The organism is Phycicoccus endophyticus, assembly GCF_011326735.1.
GTDB classification, from domain to species: domain Bacteria; phylum Actinomycetota; class Actinomycetes; order Actinomycetales; family Dermatophilaceae; genus Phycicoccus; species Phycicoccus endophyticus.
Genome location: NZ_JAANCN010000020.1, coordinates 14,504 through 33,979 on the forward strand (window position 1 = coordinate 14,504; position 19,476 = coordinate 33,979).

The 19,476-nt window shown below is 73.8% G+C and carries 22 protein-coding genes; 11 read left to right on the forward strand and 11 right to left on the reverse strand.

Annotated features, from left to right (window positions below; all coding sequences use genetic code 11):
- Window positions 1–19 precede the first annotated feature (19 nt).
- From G8D98_RS15030 to aat, 4 genes are all read left to right on the forward strand, one after another.
- Window positions 20–1,186 carry a glycerate kinase family protein gene (locus tag G8D98_RS15030; RefSeq protein WP_166105200.1) on the forward strand — a complete coding sequence of 389 codons (1,167 nt, stop codon included), beginning with the start codon at window positions 20–22 and terminating at the stop codon, window positions 1,184–1,186.
- Window positions 1,187–1,331: 145 nt separating this feature from the next.
- Window positions 1,332–1,703 (forward strand): HesB/IscA family protein, encoded by a 372-nt coding sequence (locus G8D98_RS15035; protein WP_166105202.1) that lies wholly within the window; start codon window positions 1,332–1,334, stop codon window positions 1,701–1,703.
- 77 nt (window positions 1,704–1,780) lie between these two features.
- The gene (locus tag G8D98_RS15040; protein ID WP_166105205.1) at window positions 1,781–2,764 is read left to right on the forward strand and encodes a carbohydrate kinase family protein; all 984 of its coding nucleotides are present in this window, start codon (window positions 1,781–1,783) and stop codon (window positions 2,762–2,764) included.
- Window positions 2,765–2,770: 6 nt separating this feature from the next.
- Entirely contained in the window at window positions 2,771–3,475 is a 705-nt protein-coding gene (gene aat / locus G8D98_RS15045; protein WP_166105207.1) for a leucyl/phenylalanyl-tRNA--protein transferase, read from the forward strand.
- On the opposite strand, the gene G8D98_RS15050 is transcribed toward aat, so the two are convergent.
- On the reverse strand, window positions 3,433–3,678 hold the full coding sequence (locus G8D98_RS15050) for a sulfurtransferase TusA family protein (RefSeq protein WP_166105208.1): 246 nt from the start codon (window positions 3,676–3,678) through the stop codon (window positions 3,433–3,435). The two genes, aat and G8D98_RS15050, sit on opposite strands and share 43 nt — an antisense overlap.
- Window positions 3,675–4,835, reverse strand: a complete 1,161-nt coding sequence (locus G8D98_RS15055) for an aminotransferase class V-fold PLP-dependent enzyme (protein ID WP_229661679.1) — start codon at window positions 4,833–4,835, stop codon at window positions 3,675–3,677. Before G8D98_RS15055 ends, G8D98_RS15050 begins: the two co-directional genes overlap by 4 nt.
- Before the next feature lie 94 nt (window positions 4,836–4,929).
- Between G8D98_RS15055 and ctaC the strand changes: the two genes are divergently transcribed.
- Genes ctaC through G8D98_RS15070 form a run of 3 tightly spaced genes read left to right on the forward strand, consistent with a single transcriptional unit; the run spans window position 4,930 to window position 8,039 of the window.
- Window positions 4,930–5,829, forward strand: coding sequence for an aa3-type cytochrome oxidase subunit II (gene ctaC / locus G8D98_RS15060; protein WP_166105214.1), 900 nt, complete (start codon window positions 4,930–4,932; stop codon window positions 5,827–5,829).
- 23 nt (window positions 5,830–5,852) lie between these two features.
- Window positions 5,853–7,622 (forward strand): aa3-type cytochrome oxidase subunit I, encoded by a 1,770-nt coding sequence (gene ctaD / locus G8D98_RS15065; RefSeq protein WP_166105261.1) that lies wholly within the window; start codon window positions 5,853–5,855, stop codon window positions 7,620–7,622.
- A gap of 3 nt (window positions 7,623–7,625) precedes the next feature.
- Window positions 7,626–8,039, forward strand: coding sequence for a cytochrome c oxidase subunit 4 (locus G8D98_RS15070; RefSeq protein ID WP_166105217.1), 414 nt, complete (start codon window positions 7,626–7,628; stop codon window positions 8,037–8,039).
- Between the two features lie 48 nt (window positions 8,040–8,087).
- On the opposite strand, the gene G8D98_RS15075 is transcribed toward G8D98_RS15070, so the two are convergent.
- The gene (locus G8D98_RS15075; RefSeq protein WP_166105220.1) at window positions 8,088–8,441 is read right to left on the reverse strand and encodes a metallopeptidase family protein; all 354 of its coding nucleotides are present in this window, start codon (window positions 8,439–8,441) and stop codon (window positions 8,088–8,090) included.
- Between the two features lie 16 nt (window positions 8,442–8,457).
- Window positions 8,458–9,876 (reverse strand): serine hydrolase domain-containing protein, encoded by a 1,419-nt coding sequence (locus tag G8D98_RS15080; RefSeq protein WP_166105222.1) that lies wholly within the window; start codon window positions 9,874–9,876, stop codon window positions 8,458–8,460.
- Between the two features lie 40 nt (window positions 9,877–9,916).
- Between G8D98_RS15080 and G8D98_RS15085 the strand changes: the two genes are divergently transcribed.
- Window positions 9,917–10,192: a DUF167 domain-containing protein gene (locus tag G8D98_RS15085; protein WP_166105225.1), complete on the forward strand. Its 276-nt coding sequence runs from the start codon at window positions 9,917–9,919 to the stop codon at window positions 10,190–10,192.
- Between the two features lie 13 nt (window positions 10,193–10,205).
- Here G8D98_RS15085 and qcrB read toward each other — a convergent pair whose 3' ends face one another.
- The 4 genes from qcrB to ctaE are packed head-to-tail and all read right to left on the reverse strand — an operon-like array spanning window position 10,206 to window position 14,671.
- On the reverse strand, window positions 10,206–11,942 hold the full coding sequence (gene qcrB / locus G8D98_RS15090) for a cytochrome bc1 complex cytochrome b subunit (RefSeq protein WP_166105228.1): 1,737 nt from the start codon (window positions 11,940–11,942) through the stop codon (window positions 10,206–10,208).
- Window positions 11,939–13,087: a cytochrome bc1 complex Rieske iron-sulfur subunit gene (gene qcrA / locus G8D98_RS15095; RefSeq protein ID WP_166105231.1), complete on the reverse strand. Its 1,149-nt coding sequence runs from the start codon at window positions 13,085–13,087 to the stop codon at window positions 11,939–11,941. Before qcrA ends, qcrB begins: the two co-directional genes overlap by 4 nt.
- A gap of 48 nt (window positions 13,088–13,135) precedes the next feature.
- On the reverse strand, window positions 13,136–13,948 hold the full coding sequence (gene qcrC / locus G8D98_RS15100) for a cytochrome bc1 complex diheme cytochrome c subunit (protein ID WP_166105233.1): 813 nt from the start codon (window positions 13,946–13,948) through the stop codon (window positions 13,136–13,138).
- A gap of 48 nt (window positions 13,949–13,996) precedes the next feature.
- Window positions 13,997–14,671 (reverse strand): aa3-type cytochrome oxidase subunit III, encoded by a 675-nt coding sequence (gene ctaE / locus G8D98_RS15105; RefSeq protein WP_444980893.1) that lies wholly within the window; start codon window positions 14,669–14,671, stop codon window positions 13,997–13,999.
- 128 nt (window positions 14,672–14,799) lie between these two features.
- Here ctaE and G8D98_RS15110 point away from each other — a divergent pair, with 128 nt between their 5' ends.
- On the forward strand, window positions 14,800–15,246 hold the full coding sequence (locus G8D98_RS15110; protein ID WP_166105239.1) for a response regulator: 447 nt from the start codon (window positions 14,800–14,802) through the stop codon (window positions 15,244–15,246).
- 5 nt (window positions 15,247–15,251) lie between these two features.
- Window positions 15,252–16,322, forward strand: a complete 1,071-nt coding sequence (trpD, locus tag G8D98_RS15115) for an anthranilate phosphoribosyltransferase (RefSeq protein ID WP_166105242.1) — start codon at window positions 15,252–15,254, stop codon at window positions 16,320–16,322.
- 17 nt (window positions 16,323–16,339) lie between these two features.
- On the opposite strand, the gene G8D98_RS15120 is transcribed toward trpD, so the two are convergent.
- The 3 genes from G8D98_RS15120 to G8D98_RS15130 form a co-directional block, all read right to left on the reverse strand.
- Window positions 16,340–16,621, reverse strand: a complete 282-nt coding sequence (locus tag G8D98_RS15120; RefSeq protein WP_166105245.1) for an Lrp/AsnC family transcriptional regulator — start codon at window positions 16,619–16,621, stop codon at window positions 16,340–16,342.
- A 44-nt stretch (window positions 16,622–16,665) separates the two neighbouring features.
- Window positions 16,666–17,067: a VOC family protein gene (locus G8D98_RS15125; RefSeq protein ID WP_166105248.1), complete on the reverse strand. Its 402-nt coding sequence runs from the start codon at window positions 17,065–17,067 to the stop codon at window positions 16,666–16,668.
- 107 nt (window positions 17,068–17,174) lie between these two features.
- Window positions 17,175–18,893, reverse strand: coding sequence for a DEDD exonuclease domain-containing protein (locus G8D98_RS15130; protein ID WP_166105250.1), 1,719 nt, complete (start codon window positions 18,891–18,893; stop codon window positions 17,175–17,177).
- Between the two features lie 126 nt (window positions 18,894–19,019).
- Here G8D98_RS15130 and G8D98_RS15135 point away from each other — a divergent pair, with 126 nt between their 5' ends.
- A complete protein-coding gene (locus G8D98_RS15135) occupies window positions 19,020–19,280 on the forward strand; it encodes a hypothetical protein (protein ID WP_166105253.1) in 261 nt (86 codons plus the stop codon).
- Window positions 19,281–19,476: the final 196 nt, after the last annotated feature.

Below are 19,476 nucleotides of genomic sequence, written 5' to 3' on the forward strand. Positions count from 1 at the left end.
CCCCGATACGCTCACTGCCGTGCGTGTGCTCATCGCCCCCGACGCCTTCGGCGACACCCTGGGCCCGGTCCAGACGGCGTCGGCGCTCGCCGAGGGCTGGGGCGAGGGGGCGCCGCACGACCAGCTGCGCCTGCTCCCGCTCTCCGACGGTGGGCCGGGCTTCCTCGACGTGCTCGAGCGCGCCCTCGGGGGCACGGTCGTCGCGACGACCGTGAGCGACCCGCTGGGGAGGGAGGTGCCCGCGGCGGTGCTCGTCGTCGAGGAGGAGGGCCGCCGCACCGCGTACGTCGAGGCCGCCCAGGCCGCCGGCCTGCACCTGCTCTCCGCCGACGAGCGCGACCCCGGGCTGACGAGCACCTGGGGGGTCGGCCAGCTGCTCGAGGCCGCCCTCGCCGAGGGCGCGGAGCGGGTCGTCGTCGGGCTCGGTGGCGGCTCGACCAACGACGCGGGAGCGGGCCTGCTCGCCGCCCTCGGTGCCGGGCCGCCGGCAGCCCTCGCCCGGGGCGGGCTGGCGCTGCGGGACGCGGCCCCGGACGCGCTCGCCGGTGCCGGGGCCGTCCTGGACCGGCTCGCCGGGGTCGAGCTCGTCATCGCCACCGACGACACGACGCCGCTGCTCGGCCTCTCCGGCACGAGCGCGGCGAGCGCGCCGGGCAAGGGGGCCTCGGCCGAGCAGGCCCAGGAGCTGGAGTCCGCCCTGGGGCACTTCACCGAGATCCTCCACCGCGTCCTGCCTACGCGGCCGCTCGACCTGGCCACCGGTGCGCCGCGGCGCCTGGACCGCGAGCCCGGCGCGGGGGCCTGCGGCGGGCTCGGCTACGCCCTCCTGCTCCTCGGGGCCCGCCAGGTGGGCGGTGTGGCGGAGGTGCTGCGGGTCACCGGCTTCGACGTGCTCGCTGCCGGCAGCGACCTCGTGGTCACCGCCACCGGGCGGCTGGACTGGGCCACGCTGCGCGGCTCGGTGGTCTCCGGGGTCGCCGAGTCGACCCTCGCCACCGGGCGGCCGTGCGTCGCGGTCGCCGGGGAGGTCCTCGTCGGCCGGCGCGAGACGATGTCGCTGGGCCTGGCGGGCTGCTACGCGGTCGCGGACCATCCGCGGGAGGTCGAGGCGCTGGTCGCCGACCCCGTGGGGACGCTGGCCGGCCGGGTCGCGCGGGTCGCCCGGACCTGGTCGCCGGCGCGCTGAGCGGTCCGGACGGGGCGCGGGCCCCGGCGGAGGGTGGCGGCACGTACAGTGGACGGCGTCCGGGAACACGCGGGCGGCGCCACGGGTTCACCCCCGTGACGGGCCGACCGGCCACCGCCACCGACAGCGACGAGGAGTCCTGCCCATGAGCGACCAGCTCCAGACCACCGAGGCCGCCCCCGAGGCCGCGACGCACGGCGTCGTCCTCACCGACGTGGCCGCCTCGAAGGTGTCCTCCCTGCTCGAGCAGGAGGGTCGCGACGACCTGCGGCTGCGCGTCGGGGTCCAGCCCGGCGGCTGCTCCGGCCTGATCTACCAGCTCTACTTCGACGAGCGCACCCTCGACGGTGACCTCGTGCGCGACTTCTCCGGCGTCGAGGTCGTCGTCGACCGGATGAGCGCGCCGTACCTCGACGGGGCGACCATCGACTTCTCGGACACCATCGAGAAGCAGGGCTTCACCATCGACAACCCCAACGCGGGCAGCTCGTGCGCCTGCGGCGACAGCTTCAGCTGAGCACCCCCGGGCGGGCCCGGACCACACGACGTGGGTCCGGGCCCGTCGGCATGTCCACGGACGGGTAGGTTCGGGGCGTGCAGATCGCCGTCGCCGGGTCCATCGCCACCGACCACCTGATGACCTTCCGGGGCCGCTTCGCCGACTCCCTCGTCGTCGAGCAGCTGGACAAGATCTCGGTGAGCTTCCTCGCCGACCGGCTCGAGATCCGCCGGGGCGGCGTCGCCGGCAACATCTGCTTCGGGATGGCCGTCCTCGGTGCCCGCCCGGTGCTCGTGGGGGCGGCCGGTGAGGACTTCGCCGACTACCGCTCGTGGCTGAGCCGCCACGGCGTGGTCACCGACCACGTCCACGTCTCCGAGACCCAGCACACCGCGCGGTTCGTCTGCACGACCGACGACGACATGGCCCAGATCGCCACGTTCTACGCCGGGGCGATGTCCGAGGCGCGGATGATCGAGCTCGGTCCGATCCACGACCAGTGGGGCCTCGACCTCGTGCTCATCGGGGCCGACGACCCGGACGCCATGCTGCGCCACACCCAGGAGTGCCGCTCCCGGGGGATCCCGTTCGTGGCCGACCCCTCCCAGCAGCTCGCCTTCGCCGACGGGCCGTTCATCCGGCGGCTCGTCGACGGCGCGGACATCCTCATCACCAACGAGTACGAGTCCCACCTGACCTCGACCAAGACCGGGTGGAGCCAGGAGGAGATCGACGAGCGGGTGACGACCCGGGTGATCACCCTCGGCAAGGACGGTGCGCTCATCCGCACCCGGGGCGGGCAGAGCGTCCACGTGCCGGTCGCGGGCGAGGTCGAGCGGGTCGACCCGACGGGCGTCGGCGACGCCTTCCGCGCCGGGTTCCTCGTCGGGCTGGCGGGCGGCCTCGGCCACGAGCGCTGCGCGCAGATCGGCTCGGTGCTCGCCGCCCACGTCCTGGAGACCGTCGGCACCCAGGAGTACACGGTGCGCCGCGGGCGCTTCCTGGAGCGGGTCGGCGAGGCCTACGGCGACGCGGCGGTCGAGGAGATCGCGCCGCTGGTCCGGTGCACCCGGGACTGACCCGCCGTGGTCTTCCCCCCGGTCGAGCCGCCGCCGACGGCGTGGCTGCTCGGCAGTGCCCGCGCCACTCCCGGCGACGACCTCGTCGCCGCCGGTGCCGACCTCGAGCCGGGCACGCTGCTGGCCGCCTACCGGATGGGGCTGTTCCCGATGGGCCTCGGCCGCGACGGGCACGGCACCCTCGGGTGGTGGTCGCCCGACCCGCGGGGCGTCATCCCCGCCGGGGGGCTGCGGGTGCGGCCCTCGCTGCGCAAGGTCCTCGGCCGCTTCGAGGTGAGCGTCGACCGGGCGTTCGCCGAGGTCGTCGCCGGCTGCGGCGACCCCTCACGGGAGGGCCGGTGGATCACCGAGGAGGTCGCGCAGGCCTACCTGCGCCTGCACGAGCTCGGCTGGGCGCACAGCGTCGAGGTGTGGCAGGCGGGTGAGCTCGTCGGGGGTCTGTACGGCGTCGCCGTCGGGGGGCTGTTCGCGGGGGAGTCGATGTTCCACCGGGTCCGGGACGCCTCGAAGGTGGCGCTCGTCGGGCTCGTGGCCCGCTTCCACGCCGACGGCGACCCGCGTCGGCTGGTCGACGTCCAGTGGGCCACCGAGCACCTGCGCCGGCTCGGGGCGCAGGAGTGGCCCCGGGAGGAGTACCTGCGCCGGCTCCGGGCCGCCCTGCAGGCCCCTCAGGTCGACCTGGCCTCGGCGACACCGACGACCACGGTGTAGCGGGTCCAGCCCTCCTCCTCCCGCGCGGTGACGGTGTGCCCGCGCAGCCAGGCCCAGGCGGGGACGTCGGTCACGGCCACCGGGTCGTCGGCGAGGAGGACGAGGACCTCGCCGGGGGAGAGGGGCGCGGCCGCGCGCGCGGCGAGGACCACCGGGACCGGGCAGCGGGTGCCTCGGGCGTCGACGACGTGCTCGGCGCTCACAGCTCGGCCGTGCCCATCCGCCGGCGCACCGTGTGCACCGCGTCCGGCAGCTCGGCGCACAGCCGCGCCACGCTCGCCGCCCGGTCGGGGGCGACCGAGAGCAGGGGCAGGACGACCCGGACGTTGCCGTGCGAGAGAACCCCCATCGCCGTGAGGACGTGGCTCGCCCGCAGGACGCTCGAGGCGCAGGCCGACCCGGAGGCCACGACGAGGCCGCGGCGGGCGAGCTCCTCGACGAGGGCCTCGCCGTCGGTGAACAGGGCGCTGAAGGTCACGACGTGCGGGAGCCGGTCGAGCGGGTCGCCGGCGACCTGCACGTCCGGGACGCGCGCGGCGGCCTCGCGCAGGTCGTCGACGAGGGCCCGGGCCTGCGCGGCGTCGGCCGGTGCGGCGGCCTCGGTCTGCCGCCACGCCTCGGCGGCGGCGAGCACGAGGGGGACCCACGGCGGGGCGAGCGCGCGTCCGTGCTCCGCCTCCCGGCGCGGGCCGGGCAGGGACCACCGGGCGCCGGGCCGGACCGCGAGCAGGCCGAGGGGTGGCCCGCCGAAGGAGGCCGCGTCGGCCACGAGGACCTCGCCCTCCGGGCCGAGCGGGTCGCGCCCGAGAGAGGCGCTCGCGTCCACGAGGAGCGGGACGCCGGCGTCGCGGGCGGCGGTCGCCAGGGCCGGCACGGGCTGGCGGGTGCCCACCTCGCCGTTGGCGGTCTGCACCGCGGCGGCGGCGAGCCCGGGGCGCTGCAGACCCGCGCGCCAGGCGTCCCGGTCGACCCGACCGACCCGGTCGACGGGGACCGGATCCTCGCCCGCCTCCAGCAGCAGCACCGAGCGCTCGACCGCCCCGAGGAGGACGCCGCCGCCGACCCGGCGGCGGGCGTGCCGCAGCCCGGCGAGGCCGAGGGCGAGGGCCTCCTCGGCGCTGGCGTGCACCGACAGCTGCGCGGGCGCCACCCCGAGCGCCCCGGCGAGGACGCCGCGGGCGGTGTCGAGGTGCGCCCGGGCCGCCCGACCCGGTGCGTGCCGGCGCGTCGGGTCGGCCCAGGCCGCCTCGACGGCCGCCTGGAGGGTCGCGCGGGCGAGTGGGTGCAGGGGGCCCCGGGAGGCGTCGAGGACGCCGTCGGGCGCGGGGGTCGTGGACGGGTCAACCGGGGTGTGCGCCACGCCTCGACGGTAGCCCCCCTGCATGCCCGGTGAGGTACCTGTGCAGTAGGGTTTGCTCCATTCGTCCACGGTCCCCGACACGAAGGGTGCAGCGGTGCGCCAGCACGCCCTCCCCACGTCCCGTCGCCCCCGGCGACGAGGCCGGTACGCCCGCCTGGGTCTGCTCGGAGCCCTCGGCTCGCTGACCCTCGCCGGCTGCGCCAGCGGCGACCTGCGCGGCGACGCCTCGACCGGCTGGCTGCCGCACGCGGTCACCGAGGGTGGCGAGCGCGTCACGAACCTGTGGATCGGTGCGTGGATCGCCGCGATCGGCGTGGGACTGCTCGTCATCGGCCTCATCGTCTGGTGCGTCGTGGCCTACCGGCGCCGCCAGGGCGACACCGAGCTGCCGGTGCAGCTGCGCTACAACATCCCGATCGAGATCCTCTACACGGTCGTCCCGCTGCTCATGGTCGTCGTGCTCTTCTACTACACGGCGCGCGACGAGAACGCCCTCGTCGACACCTCCACGCCGCCGGACGTCACGATCAACGTCGTCGGCAAGCAGTGGAGCTGGGACTTCAACTACCTCGACGACAACGTCCACGAGGTGGGGACGCAGGCGATCCTCACCGGCGAGCCCGGCGCCGAGAAGACCATCCCCACCCTCTACCTGCCGGTGGGGGAGCGGGTGGAGTTCGCGCTCACCTCGCGCGACGTCAACCACTCCTTCTGGGTCCCGGCGTTCCTCCAGAAGATGGACACCATCCCCGGCCGGGTCAACCACTTCCAGGTCGTCCCCACCCAGGAGGGCACGTTCAAGGGCAAGTGCGCCGAGCTGTGCGGCGCCTACCACTCGCAGATGCTCTTCAACGTCAAGGTGGTCCCGCGGGCCGAGTACGACCAGCACATGGCCGACCTGCGGGCGGCCGGCCAGACCGGCCTGCTGGGCAACACCCTGAACCGTGAGCAGCTGATGGACGGCCAGGACGTCACGACCGGCGGAGGGAACTGATGAGCGCCGCGACCGACACGACGATGCTGCGGGAGGCCTCGGCGCCCGCGGCGACCCGCCGGCTGGCGCCGGGCTCGACGGTCGTGAGGTGGGTGACGACGACCGACCACAAGGTCATCGGCAACCTCTACCTCATCACCTCGTTCATCTGGTTCCTCCTCGGCGGCATCATGGCCCTGCTGATCCGGATGGAGCTGTTCGAGCCGGGTCTGCAGGTCGTCGACAACCCCGACCAGTACAACCAGCTGTTCACGATGCACGGCACGATCATGCTGCTGCTGTTCGCGACGCCGCTGTTCGCCGGGTTCGCCAACGCCCTGATGCCGCTGCAGATCGGGGCCCCGGATGTCTCCTTCCCCCGGCTGAACATGTTCGCCTACTGGCTCTACCTCTTCGGTGGGCTCATCGCCGCGGCCGGCTTCCTCACCCCGAACGGCGCGGCCGCCTTCGGCTGGTTCGCCTACGCGCCGCTCTCGGACGGCACCTACAGCCCGGGCGTCGGCGGCGACCTGTGGGTCTTCGGCCTGGCCCTGGGTGGCTTCGGGACGATCCTCGGCGCGGTCAACTTCATCACGACGATCCTCACGATGCGCGCGCCCGGGATGACGATGTTCCGGATGCCGATCTTCTCCTGGACCGTGCTCGTCACCTCGATCCTCGTGCTCATCGCCTTCCCGGCGCTGGCCGCGGCCCTGTTCGCGCTCGGTGCCGACCGGCGCTTCGGCGCGCAGATCTTCGTGCCCGACAGCGGCGGCCCGCTGCTGTGGCAGCACCTGTTCTGGTTCTTCGGCCACCCCGAGGTGTACATCATCGCGCTGCCGTTCTTCGGCATCATCAGCGAGATCCTGCCGGTCTTCTCGCGCAAGCCGATCTTCGGCTACAAGACCCTCGTCTACGCGACGATCGCCATCGCCGCCCTGTCGGTCAGCGTGTGGGCCCACCACATGTACGTCACCGGCCAGGTGCTGCTGCCGTTCTTCGCGATCATGACGATGCTCATCGCCGTGCCCACCGGGGTGAAGTTCTTCAACTGGATCGGCACGATGTGGGGCGGGAAGCTGGTCTTCTCCACCCCGCTGCTGTGGGCGCTGGGGTTCCTCGTGACCTTCCTCTTCGGCGGGCTGACCGGGATCATCCTCTCCAGCCCCGCGCTGGACTTCCAGCTCTCCGACAGCTACTTCGTCGTCGCCCACTTCCACTACGTCGTCTTCGGCACCGTGGTGTTCGCGATGTTCGCCGGCTTCTACTTCTGGTGGCCCAAGCTCACCGGGCGGATGCTCGACGAGCGCCTGGGCAAGATCCACTTCTGGCTGCTGTTCGTCGGCTTCCACACCACCTTCTTCGTCCAGCACGTCCTCGGCGCCCAGGGCATGCCGCGGCGCTACGCCGACTACCTGCCCGAGGACGGCTTCACGGTGATGAACCAGATCTCGACCATCGGGGCGTTCGTCCTGGCGGTCTCGATGCTGCCGTTCTTCTACAACGTGTGGACGACGTGGAAGAGCGCGCCGCTGGTGGAGACCGACGACCCGTGGGGGTACGGCGCCTCCCTGGAGTGGGCCACCTCGTGCCCGCCGCCGCGGCACAACTTCGACCGGATCCCGCGGATCCGCTCCGAGCGGCCGGCCTTCGACCTGCACCACCCCGAGGCGGCCCCGGCCGGGGCGCATGTCGCGGGGCACCCGGACGCGGCGGCCAGCAAGGACAGCGGGCTGGTCTCGGCCCTCGGGCCGGCCGACATCGAGGACGCCGGCCTCGTCGACGAGCCGGGCTCGACCGGCGAGGAGGCCTGAGCCATGCGGGCAGTGGAACGGATCGGGCTCGTCGTCGGCGTCTTCGCCGCGGTCGTGTGCGCCATCTACTGGGGGTGGACCGGGAGCACCGAGCTCGGCGTCGAGTGGGTCGGGGTGATGACCCTGCTGCTCGCGTCGCTGCTCGGGTTCATGCTCGCGTGGTACACGTGGATGACCCGCCGGCGGCTCGAGACCGACCCCTCGGACGACCCGCTCGGCGAGGTCGACGAGATCCAGGGGGAGTACGGCTTCTTCAGCCCGCACAGCTGGCAGCCGCTCTTCCTCGCCGGCGCGGCGTCGGTGTGCTTCCTCGGGCTCGCGGTCGGCTGGTGGCTGTTCATCATCGGCGCCGTCCTCGGTGTGCCGGCGCTCATCGGCTGGACCTTCGAGTACTGGAAGGGCCAGCACGCGCTGTAGCCCCCGCCGGGCGCGGCAGGCGGGCTCACCGCTCGCCGGCGCCCCGGGTCAGTCCCAGCCCAGCCGGTGCAGGGCCGCGTCGTCGATGCCGAAGTGGTGCGCCACCTCGTGCACGACCGTGACGGCCACCTCGTCGGTCAGCTCCTCCAGGTCGGCGCACATCCGGGTCAGTGGGCCGCGGTACAGGACGATCCGGTCGGGCAGGCCGCCTGCGGCCCAGGCCTGGTCCCGCTCGGTGAGCGGCACCCCGTCGTAGACCCCGAGCAGGTCGGGGTCCTCGGCCGGCGGTTCGTCCTCGACGAGGAAGACGACGTTGTCGAGCATCGCCATGAGCTCCTCGGGCACCTCGTCGAGGGCGTCGCGGACGATCGCGTCGAACTCGGTCTCGGTCAGCGGCCGCACGGCTCGCCCCCGCCGGTCACCGTGGAGCGCGCTGCCGGGCGAGGAGGCCGCCGGTCAGCGGGACGCCGTTCCACTGCGCCTCGACGCTGCCGCCCGCGCACCGCAGCCGCAGGACGTGTGGGGTCTGGACGGCGGCCACCGCGGCCTCGAAGGTGTCGGGCCCGGTCCACCCGCCGCACGCCGTCCACGGGCCGTGCGGGTCGCTCGGCCACCTCCCCTCGCCACACGGCACGACGAGGCGCTGCCCGTCCTCGAGCAGGGTCAGGGCCCAGCCGCCCGCGGCCGGGGTGACCTCGACCCGCTCCAGGTGGGGCACCTCCTCGGTCGGCGTGTGCACGTAGACCCCCGGCGAGCCGGTGGGCGCCGCCTCGACCGGGTCCGGAGCGGGCACCCGCGCAGCCGCCAGCCGACGCTCCAGGGACTCCTGGGCCTGTGGGTCCTGCGGGAGCGGCCCGTCGGCCAGCGCAGGCAGCAGCTCCTCCCACACGGCGTCGAGGGTCTCCTGGGTGCGCTCGGTGCACGAGGTGAGCGCGAGGACCAGCCCGGCGTGTGGCACGACGACGGAGAACTGGCCGAAGGCGCCGTCGGCGCGCCACGCGTCGTGGCGGCATCGCCACATCTGGTAGCCGTAGCCCTGCTGCCAGTCGGCCGTCTCCGGGTGGTGGCTCGTGTCGGTGTGCACGCTCGTCATCGCCTCGGCCCAGCCGTGGGGGAGCAGCTGGCGGCCCTGCCAGCGTCCGCCGCAGCGCACGAGCTCGCCGAGGCGGGCCAGGGCGTCGGTGGGTACGTGCAGGCCCGAATAGCCGAGCTCGAGGCCGTCCTGGGCGCTCCAGCGCGCCTCGGGCACCCCCAGCGGGTCGAGCAGCCGCGCTCGCAGGTAGTGGGTGAGCCGCTCGCCGCTGCGTCGCTGCACGGCCAGCCCGGCGAGCAGGCTCGCGCCGTTGTGGTAGACGAACCAGCCGGGCTCCTCCTCGGGCTCGGCGGCGAGGAAGGTCGCCGGGAACGTCGCGGGGGTCGACTCGCGCCAGATCAGGGTGTCGGCACGGTGCCCGGTGCGCATCGCGAGCAGGTCGTGCAGGGTGAGTGCCGCGGCCCGTGGCCCGGCCACGCCGGCCGCCTCGGGGAAGAGGTCGACGACGCGGTCGGTGAGCCGCAGGAGGCCCTCCTGGACGGCGAAGCCGACGGCGCACGCGGTGAAGGTCTTGCTCACCGAGTAGACCAGCTGGACGCCGTCGGGGGGGTAGGGCGCCCACGACCCCTCGGCGACCAGGTGACCGTGCCGCAGGAGGGCCAGGGAGTGTGGCTCGAGGCCGCGCCGCTCCCAGCGCTCGACGAGGGCCAGGACGGCCCCGGAGGGCACGCCCTGTGCCTCGGGTGTGCTGCGGGGCAGCGCGGTGCCGTCGACGGTGGCGGTGCTGGGGTCGCTCGTGGTCACCGCTTCAGCCTAGGACGCACCGGGGCGGCATCATGAGGGGGTGCGCCTCACCGTCCGGGTCCGCCCCGGGTCCTCACGCGCCCGGGTGGGTGGTCGCTGGGGTCAGGAGGGGCAGGTGCTGCTCGTCGCGGTGGGGGAGCGGGCCGTGGACGGTGCGGCCACCACCGCCGCGTGCCGGGCGGTCGCCGAGGCCTTCGGGCTGCGGCCCCGGCAGGTCACCCTGGTGTCCGGGGCCCGCTCGCGCACGAAGGTGCTCGAGGTGGCCGTCGACGACGCCGAGGGCCGGGCCCGGCTCGCCGCGCTGCTCGCGGGCTGAGCCGGCCCCGCGGTCAGCTCCGGTCGGTGGCCTGTGAGGACTCGAGCTCGGGGCTCGGCTGCGCCCCCTCGATGGCCTCGGTCTCGTGGCCGTGGTGGTGGGCCGCTGCCAGCTCGGCGGGGGTCACCGGGTTGACGGCGTCGGCGAAGTAGAACCGCGACAGCGCGGCCCGCACCCGCTCCGAGCGGGCGGCCGGCCGGGCCACGCCGTGCTCGTCGACCTCCGGCTCGAGCTCGAGCGGCGCGACGGCCTCGTGCTGCACGAGGACCCACTGCTCCTCGGGGAGCTGGGCCTCGTGCCGCTCGAAGTAGCGCCCGTCGGGCGTGCGGATGATCGTGCCGGACTCCCGGCCGTGCAGGACGGTCTCGCGGTCCCGGCGCTGCAGGGAGAGGCAGATCCGCTTGGTCACCCAGAAGACGACCGGCGGGGCGACGAAGAGCGCGATCCGGAAGAACCAGGTGATGTCGTTGATCGACATGCCCAGCTTGATGGCCATGATGTCGTTGCCGGCGGCGAACATGAACACCGTGTAGGCGGTGATCCCCGCCATCCCGATGCCGGTCCGCACCGGGGCGTTGCGCGGGCGCTGGAGCAGGTGGTGCTCGCGCTCGTCCTTGGTCACCCACCGCTCGAGGAACGGGTAGACCCCGAGCACGGTGTAGACCAGGGGGAGGAGCACGAGGGCGCCGAGGGCGATGTTCAGCGACAGCGTGAAGCCCCAGAAGTGGAACTCCAGCCAGCCGGGCAGCAGCCGCAGGGCGCCGTCGGCGAAGCCCATGTACCAGTCCGGCTGTGAGCCGGCGGTGACCGGCGAGGGGTCGTAGGGTCCGTAGCCCCAGATCGGGTTGATCTGCACCAGCGCCGAGATCAGCGCGATGACGCCGAAGACGATGAAGAAGAACCCGCCCGCCTTGGCCGCGTAGACCGGCATCACCGGGTAGCCGACGACGTTGTCGTTCGTGCGGCCGGGCCCGGGGAACTGGGTGTGCTTCTGGAGGGCGACGAGCCCGATGTGCGCGGTGAACAGCCCGATGAGGATGGCCGGGATGAGCAGCACGTGGGCCGAGTACAGCCGCGGGATGATCATGTCGCCGGGGAAGGGGCCCCCGAAGATGCCGTAGACCAGGTAGGAGCCGATGACCGGTGCGGTCTGGACGAAGCCGGCCATGGCCCGGATGCCGGTGCCGGAGAGCAGGTCGTCCGGCAGCGAGTACCCGGCGAAGCCCTCGACGATCGCGAGCAGGGCCAAGACCGAGCCGATGACCCAGTTGATCTCCCGCGGCTTGCGGAACGCGCCGGTGAAGAACACCCGGAACATGTGCACCACGATGGCGACGGTGAACATCAGGGCCGCCCAGTGGTGGATCTGGCGGATGATCAGCCCGCCCTTGATGTCGAAGGAGATGTGCAGCGTCGAGGCGTACGCCTGCGACATCTCCACGCCGCGCAGCGGCACGTACGAGCCGTCGTAGACGGTGTGGCCGGCGCTCGGGACGAACCAGAAGGTGAGGAAGGAGCCGGTGACCAGGCAGATGATCATCGAGTACATCGCGATCTCGCCGAGCATGAAGGACCAGTGGTCCGGGAAGACCTTCTTCATCAGGTAGCCGACCGGCTTGGCCGCGCCGGTGCGGTCGTCGACCCAGCCGGCGATGCCGCCGATCCTGCGGGCCGCCCCGCTGGGTGGGGCCTGGTATCCGGGGTCGCCGGCGCGCAGCGCGTCGGCCGGGCGTGCGGATGAGGTGCTCATGACGAGTTTCGCTCCCAGAAGCTCGGGCCGACCGCTTCCTCGAACGGCTGGGCGGAGACGAGGTAGCCCTCGTCGTCGACGGTGATCTTCAGCTGCGGCAGTGGACGCTTGGCCGGGCCGAAGATGACCTTGCAGTCCTGCGTGACGTCGAAGGTCGACTGGTGGCAGGGGCAGAGCAGGTGGTGGGTCTGCTGCTCGTAGAGCCCGACGGGGCAGCCGACGTGGGTGCAGATCTTCGAGTAGGCGACGATGCCGTCGTGGCCCCAGTCGAGCTCCTTCTGGGAGCGGATCTGCGCCGGGTCCAGACGCATGAGCAGGACGGCGGCCTTGGCCTTCTCCTCCAGGAGGTCCTCGGCACCGCCCTCGTGCGTCTCCGGGTCGGGCAGGAGCCCCTCCGGCATGACGTGGAAGACCGAGCCGATGGTGACGTCGGAGGCCTTGATCGGCTGGTTCTCGGGGTCCTTCATGAGGCGCAGCGGTCGGAAGGTGGGCTCCTCGCCGGGGCCGCTCGGGCCGCCGTTCCACCAGGTGAGCGAGAGGCTCTTGCGGGGCAGCTCGCCGAGCGAGCCACCGACCTGGAGGGCGAGAGGCAGGGCGAACAGGCCGAGGGCGCCGCCGAGGGTGTACTTGACCAGCGGGCGACGGGAGATCTGCGAGCGCCCGCCCTCCTCGGTGATCACCCGGACCGCCTCGGCCCGGTCGGCGTCGCTGGCGCGCATCGGGTGGCGCTCCTCGACGACCTCCGCGTCGGGCATCAGGGTCTTGGCCCAGTGGACGGCGCCGAGGCCGATGCCGAGCAGGCTGAGCGCGAGGGTGACCCCGAGGCCGACGTTGCTCGCGCTGGTGCGCCCGATGCCGGGGACGAAGACCGTCTGGTCCACGTCGAGCACGAAGTACAGGACGATGAACAGGACGGTGCCGAGGATGGAGATGCCGAAGAGGGTCGCCACCTGCTTCTCCGCGCGCCGGGCGGCCGCCTCGTCGAGGTCGGCCATCCGCGGCACGTGGTGCGGCAGCCCGGGGTTGGTGAACCGCTCGGGCAGACCGCCGGTCCCGACGACGTGACCCTCCTCGAGGCGCACGGCGCCGTGCTCCGGCGCCGGGGTCACCTCGGTACCGGGGGTGTGCGGGTCCTGCTCGTTCATCGGGCTACCGATCTGTCGTCGACGAAGGGGGGGACGGTGGACGAGGGGCTAGGCGGCCTTGGCGCCGAGCCAGACGGCGCAGCCGACGAGGATGCCGAGGCCGAAGACCCAGGCGAAGAGCCCCTCGCTCACCGGGCCGAGCGAGCCCAGGGTCATCCCGCCGGGGTTCTCCTGCTCGTTGATGGTCGTGAGGAACGCGATGATGTCGCGCTTGCTCTCCGGGGTCATGTTCGCGTCGTTGAACACCGGCATGCTCTGCGGGCCGGTGGCCATCGCCTCGTAGATGTGCTTGCCCGAGACGTCCTTGAGGGAGGGGGCGTACTTGCCCCGCGTCAGGGCGCCGCCGGAGCCGGCGAAGTTGTGGCACATCGCGCAGTTGACGCGGAAGAGCTCGCCGCCGGTCGCGGGGTCACCCTGGGTGGGGTCGACGGCCTCCTCGCTCGGCACCTCCGGGCCCGGGGCGAGGGAGGCGATGTAGGCGCCCAGGGCGGCGATCTGCTCGTCGGTGAACTTCACGTCGTCGGAGCGGGCGGCCTGCGTGCCGGGCTGGGTCATCGGCATCCGGCCGGTGCCGACCTGGAAGTCGACCGCCGCCGCGCCGACGCCGGCGAGCGCCGGGCCCGCGATCTGGTCGTCCGTGCCGGTGGAGCGGCCCTCGGCGTTGACGCCGTGGCACGAGGCACAGTTGGCCCGGAAGAGGGCCTTGCCCTCCTCGACCGACTGCGAGGCCAGCGCCTGGGTGGTGGCCTCGGCGGGCTCGGGGGCGAACGCCGAGTACAGGGCACCGGTGAGGAAGAGCCCCAGCATGAGGAGGACGGCGATCGCCGCGGGGTGCCGGCGGCGGGCTGCCAGTGCGTTCACGAGTGCTTCCTGTTCTCTGCTGGGGAGTCGGTCGGCGCGCGGGAGAACTTACTTCAGGACGTAGATCATGAGGAACAGGGCGATCCACACGACGTCGACGAAGTGCCAGTAGTACGACGTGACGACGGCGCCCGTGGCCTGGGCGTGGCTGTAGCGCCGAGTGGTGAAGGTCCGGCCGAGGATGAGCAGGAAGGCGATGAGACCCCCGGTGACGTGCAGGCCGTGGAAGCCGGTGGCGAGGTAGAAGATCGACCCGTAGGAGTCGGAGGAGAGGGTGACGCCCTCGGTGACGAGCGTGGCGTACTCGAAGACCTGGCCGGCGATGAAGACCGCGCCGAAGACGTACGTCAGGACGTACCACTCCCGCATGCCCCAGGAGCTGACGCGCAGCAGCCGCACCCCCTCGGGGCGGGCGACGACACCGCGCTCGGCCTGGAGCACCCCGAGCTGGCACCACACCGAGGAGATCACGAGGATCAGGGTGTTCAGGGTGGCGTAGGGCACGTTGAGCAGCTCGGTGTGGGTGTCCCACAGGTCCGGCCGGTGGCCCCGCAGCGTGAAGTACATCGCGAAGAGCGCGGCGAAGAACATCAGCTCGCTGGAGAGCCAGACCATGGTCCCGACGGCGACCATGTTCGGTCGCGTCGCGGGCCCCTGGCCCGGGATGGACGGGACCGGGCCCGCGTGCTTGACCGAAGCTGCAGTAGTCGCCACGCACGGCATTATGCCGACACCGGAGGGGGTGTGACGAGGCGACCCCCCGAAAGGCTCGACACGATGGCGGACCGGCGCGCTGTTCGCGGCGAGCGGGCCCGTGGGGGGCCGACCGGCTCCCTCGCTACGATGCCACCATGACCGAAGCGCACGCCCCAGCGGGCCCGTCCACGTCGGCCACCGACGGCATCCACCGGGTGCGGGTGCTGCTCTACAGCGACGACATCACCACGCGGGACGCCGTCCGGGCGGCTGCGGGGCGGCGGCCGGCGCGGGACGTCGAGGTCACCGCGTGGCACGAGTGCGCGACCGCGGAGGCCGTCATCGAGGCGATGGACGCCGGGGGAGTCGACGTCGCCGTGCTCGACGGCGAGGCGACGCCCGTCGGCGGGCTCGGCCTGTGCCGGCAGCTGAAGAGCGAGATCTTCCGGTGCCCGCCGGTGCTCGTGCTCACCGGGCGGCCGCAGGACGCGTGGCTGGCCGGCTGGTCGCTCGCCGACGACGCCGTCCCCCACCCGCTCGACCCCATCGCCCTCGCCGAGGGGCTCGCCCGCCTGGCGCGCGAGCGGGTCGCCGCCGGCTGAGCGCGATGGCCCCCACGGCGGCCGGCGACCTCACCTGGCCGGACCTGCTCGCGGCGCTGCTGCGCGGGGAGGACCTCTCCACCGATGCCGCCCGCTGGGCGATGGACCGGGTCATGAGCGGGGAGGCCCAGCCGGTGCAGCTGGCCGGCTTCCTCGTGGCCCTGCGCGCCAAGGGCGAGACCGTGGCCGAGCTGCGCGGGCTGGCCGACATGATGCTCGAGCACGCCCGCCGCATCCACGTGCCCGGGCCGAGCGTCGACATCGTCGGGACCGGTGGGGACCGGATGCACTCGGTGAACATCTCGACGATGGCCTCGGTCGTCGTCGCCGCCTCCGGGCTGCGCGTCCTCAAGCACGGCAACCGGGCGGCCTCCTCCTCCTCGGGGTCGGCCGACGTGCTCGAGGAGCTCGGTGTCGACCTGACGCTGCCGCCGGAGGGGGTGGAGCGGGTCGCCGAGCGGGTGGGCATCACCTTCTGCTTCGCCGCCGCCTTCCACCCCTCGATGCGGCACGCCGCGGCCGCCCGGTCCGGTCTCGGGGTCGGCACGACCTTCAACGCCCTCGGTCCGCTGACCAACCCCGGTCAGCCCACCTACGCCGCCGTCGGAGTGGCCGACCCGCGGCTCGCGCCGCTCATGGCCGGCGTCTTCGCCGGGCGCGGCCGCCCCGCCGCGGTGTTCCGCGGGGACGACGGCCTCGACGAGCTGACGCTCGCGACGACCTCGAGGGTGTGGTGGGTGCGCGACGGCGCGGTCACCGAGCTGAGCCTGGACCCCACGCAGGTCGGGCTCGCCAACCGCCCGGTGGAGGCGCTGCGGGGCGGGGACGCGGCCTTCAACGCCGAGGTCGCCCGGCGGGTGTTCGCCGGCGAGGAGGGGCCGGTACGCGACGCCGTCGCCCTCAACGCCGGGATGGCCCTGGCCGTGGCCGCGGGCCTGTCCGGGCCGCCGTCGGAGGAGTCGCTGGCCGCGGCGGTGGCCGCCGGGCTGCGCACCGCGCAGGAGACGCTGGACTCCGGCGCGGCGGCGACGCTCCTGGAGCGCTGGGTCGCGACGACCCGCGAGCTCGCCCGCTGACCCGAGGTCCCGTGCCCTCAGTCCTCGAGGCCGAGGCTGAAGGCGGCATCGAGGTCGTGGCTGGAGTAGGTGCGGAAGGCGATGTGGGTGTTGGTGCCGGTGACGCCCTCGACCTTGTTGAGCCGGTCGGCGATGACGTCGGCGAGCGACTCGTGGCGGCGGACCCGGACCATCGCGACGAGGTCGGCGTCGCCGGCGACGGAGTAGACCTCGGTGACGCCGTCGAGGTCGGCGATCTCCTGGGCGACCTCCGGGATGCGGTCGACGTCGGCGCTGATGAGGACGATGGCGGTGATCACGCCGTCAGCCTAGCCACCGGCGCGGCGCGGGCGCCCGGGTGGAGTCAGCCGCGCACGAGGCAGAACGGGTGCCCGGCGGGGTCGAGGTAGACCCGGAAGCTGCCACTCTCGGAGGGCTGGTGGTTGTGCACGCTCGCCCCGGCCGCGAGCACGGCCGGCTCGGCGTCCTCGATCGAGGGCACGCTGAGGTCGAGGTGGAACTGCTGGGGGTGCTCACCCCCGGGCCACGTCGGCGCGACCCAGTCCTCGATCCGCTGGAAGGACAGGCTCACGCGGCCGTCCCGGTTCTCCGGCGAGACCCCACCCCCGGGTGGGACGAGGTCGACCCACCCGGGGTCCTCGCCCTCGGCGACCTCCCAGCCGAGGACCTCCCCGTAGAACCTGGCGAGGGCGAGCGGGTCGGGGCAGTCGAGGACGACGAGGTCGAGCACGGGCTTGGTGGTCATGAGCCCACCGTAGGAGAGGTTGCGGACGGATTCCGTCCGTCCGCCGCGGTCGCCTCGAGTGCGCACGTGGTCGCCGGGCAGCCGCGTGCGCACTCGCCGCGGGTGGGTCAGCGGACGCCGGCGAACCCGGCGGTCGCCCGGCGCGAGGCCTCGAGCGGCTCGAGCTCGGCGCGCACGGCGGCCGCCCCGGCGACCGGGCAGGTCCACGGGCCGTCGACGTCGACGATGCGGACCCCGGGCGCCTCGAGCCAGCGCAGCACCTTCTCGCTCTCCTCGGGGGTCGCGGCGGTGGCCGGGGGGACGGGGGCGGGCACGACCTCGGCACTGGCACGTAGGGCCTCGACGTAGGGCATGGGGTCGGCCCCGCGGGGCGAGGTGGTGCTGCCGGCGAGCCGGCCGAACCGGACGCAGACGACCTCCCAGCCGCCGGTGGGCACCCGGCGGGCGGCGACGAGCTCGGGGATGCGCGCCAGGGGACCGAGCCGCTGGGAGCGGGCCGTGCCGCGGACGAGGGCCACGAGGCGGTCCCGGACGACCTGGGCGTCCTCGAAGCGCTCGGCGCCCGACAGCGCCACCATGCGCTCCTGGAGCGCCACGAGCAGGTCGCGGGCGTCGCCGTCGAGCAGGCGGGCGGCACGCTCGACGAGCCCGGCGTACTCGTCGACGCCCTGGGCGCCGGTGCACGGCGCACCGCACCGCCCCATCTCGGCGAGGGCACAGGCGGTGCGGGTGCGCCGGGGGGAGAGCCGTTCGGTGCACTGGCGCAGGGGGAGGACCTCGTGGACCGCGGCGACCGCCGCCTCCGCGGCCTGGCGGGAGCCGAACGGCCCGGCGTACCGGGCGCCGTCGCCGGCCACGGTGCGCACGATGGACAGCCGGGGGAACGGCTCGACGGTGAGCTTGACCCACAGGGCCTTCTCCGGGTGGCGTGAGCGGCGGTTGTAGCGCGGCGCGTGCTCGGCGATGAGCCGCAGCTCGCGGACCTCGGCCTCGAGGGTGGTGGCGCAGACGACCGGGCTCACCGACTCCGCGAGCCGGACCATCTCGCCCATCCGGTGCCGGTGCTCGGAGGCGGTGAAGTACGAGCGCACCCGGGTGCGGATGGAGACCGACGTGCCGACGTAGAGGACCCGCCCCTGGCCGTCCTTGAACAGGTAGACACCCGGTGCGTCGGGCAGCCCGTCGGCGAGGTGACGCTTGCGCCGGCGGGCGGGCGAGACCCGGGCGGTGTAGTCGAGCAGCTCCTCGAGGGAGTGCACCCCGAGGTTGCCGACCCGGCCGACCAGGCCGTGGAGCACGTCGACGGTGGCCCGGGCGTCGTGCAGGGCCCGGTGGTCGGGCGTCGTGCTGGCCGCGAAGAGCCGCGCGAGCGAGCCGAGGCGGTGGTTGGGCACCTCGTCGCGGCGGACCACCTGGCGGGCGAGGTGGACGGTGTCGAGGACGGGGAAGCCGGGCCAGGCGTGCTCGGTGCGGGCGGCCGCGGCCTTGAGGAAGGAGACGTCGAAGCGGGCGTTGTGCGCGACGAGCACCGACCCGGCCGCGAACTCGAGGAAGGCCGGCAGCGCGGACTCGATGCGCGGCGCGTCGGCGACCATCGCGTCGGTGATCCCGGTGAGGACGGAGATGAAGGCGGGGATCGGCGTGCCGGGGTGGACCAGGGTCTGGAACTCGCCGACGACCTCACCGCCGCGGACCCGGACCGCGCCGATCTCGGTGATGCCGCACTCGGCCGGGCTGCCGCCCGTGGTCTCGAGGTCGACGACGACGAAGGTGACCCCCGACAGGGGGGTGCCCAGGTCGTCGAACGTGCCCTGGACCATCGCCATGTCCCCGACCGTAGGTGGCGCTCCCGACATCCGGCGGCAGGCGCGCTGGCGGTGGCCGGGGGCTCGGGGGCCACTGTCGGTGCCCGCCCCTACCGTCGGGACGACACCTGGAAAGGGGTGAGACGCATGACCCGACCCGACGTGACGACGATCGACTGCCGCACCTGCCCGGTGCGCGAGCTGCACTGCGACGACTGCATGGTGCCGGTCCTGCTGAGCATCACCGCCGGGCCCTCCCGCTCGCAGGCCGGGCTCGACGTGCAGGAGCGAGCCGCGGTGACCCGGCTCGTGCGCGCGGGGCTCGTCGACCCCGAGGAGGCCGCCCGGGCCCGTGCCCGTCTCGACCCGGCGGTCCTGCCGGCGCCGGGAGCCCGTGCCGTGGGGTGAGAGCGGCTCCTACGATGAGCCGGTGCCCGTCCGCGACGTCCGAGCCCGCCGCGCCGGGTGGGCGCGCGCGGGCCTGGCCGTCCTTCTCGCCGGAGCGGCCCTGCTCACCGGGTGCACCGGGCCCGGGGAGCGGCCGCCGCGGTCCGTGGGCGGCGCCGGCACCGCGGCGGTGCCGGCCGCCACGTCGAGCGCTGCG

Bases quoted from the DNA above. Each gene is read 5' to 3' on its own strand.
- trpD (WP_166105242.1), top strand. From the start codon at position 15,252: ATGGCCCCCACGGCGGCCGGCGACCTCACCTGGCCGGACCTGCTCGCG.
- ctaE (WP_444980893.1), bottom strand. From the start codon at position 14,671: ATGCCGTGCGTGGCGACTACTGCAGCTTCGGTCAAGCACGCGGGCCCG.
- G8D98_RS15135 (WP_166105253.1), top strand. From the start codon at position 19,020: ATGACCCGACCCGACGTGACGACGATCGACTGCCGCACCTGCCCGGTG.
- qcrB (WP_166105228.1), bottom strand. From the start codon at position 11,942: ATGAGCACCTCATCCGCACGCCCGGCCGACGCGCTGCGCGCCGGCGAC.
- G8D98_RS15070 (WP_166105217.1), top strand. From the start codon at position 7,626: ATGCGGGCAGTGGAACGGATCGGGCTCGTCGTCGGCGTCTTCGCCGCG.
- G8D98_RS15125 (WP_166105248.1), bottom strand. From the start codon at position 17,067: ATGACCACCAAGCCCGTGCTCGACCTCGTCGTCCTCGACTGCCCCGAC.
- qcrA (WP_166105231.1), bottom strand. From the start codon at position 13,087: ATGAACGAGCAGGACCCGCACACCCCCGGTACCGAGGTGACCCCGGCG.
- G8D98_RS15130 (WP_166105250.1), bottom strand. From the start codon at position 18,893: ATGGCGATGGTCCAGGGCACGTTCGACGACCTGGGCACCCCCCTGTCG.
- G8D98_RS15035 (WP_166105202.1), top strand. From the start codon at position 1,332: ATGAGCGACCAGCTCCAGACCACCGAGGCCGCCCCCGAGGCCGCGACG.
- ctaD (WP_166105261.1), top strand. From the start codon at position 5,853: ATGCTGCGGGAGGCCTCGGCGCCCGCGGCGACCCGCCGGCTGGCGCCG.
- G8D98_RS15110 (WP_166105239.1), top strand. From the start codon at position 14,800: ATGACCGAAGCGCACGCCCCAGCGGGCCCGTCCACGTCGGCCACCGAC.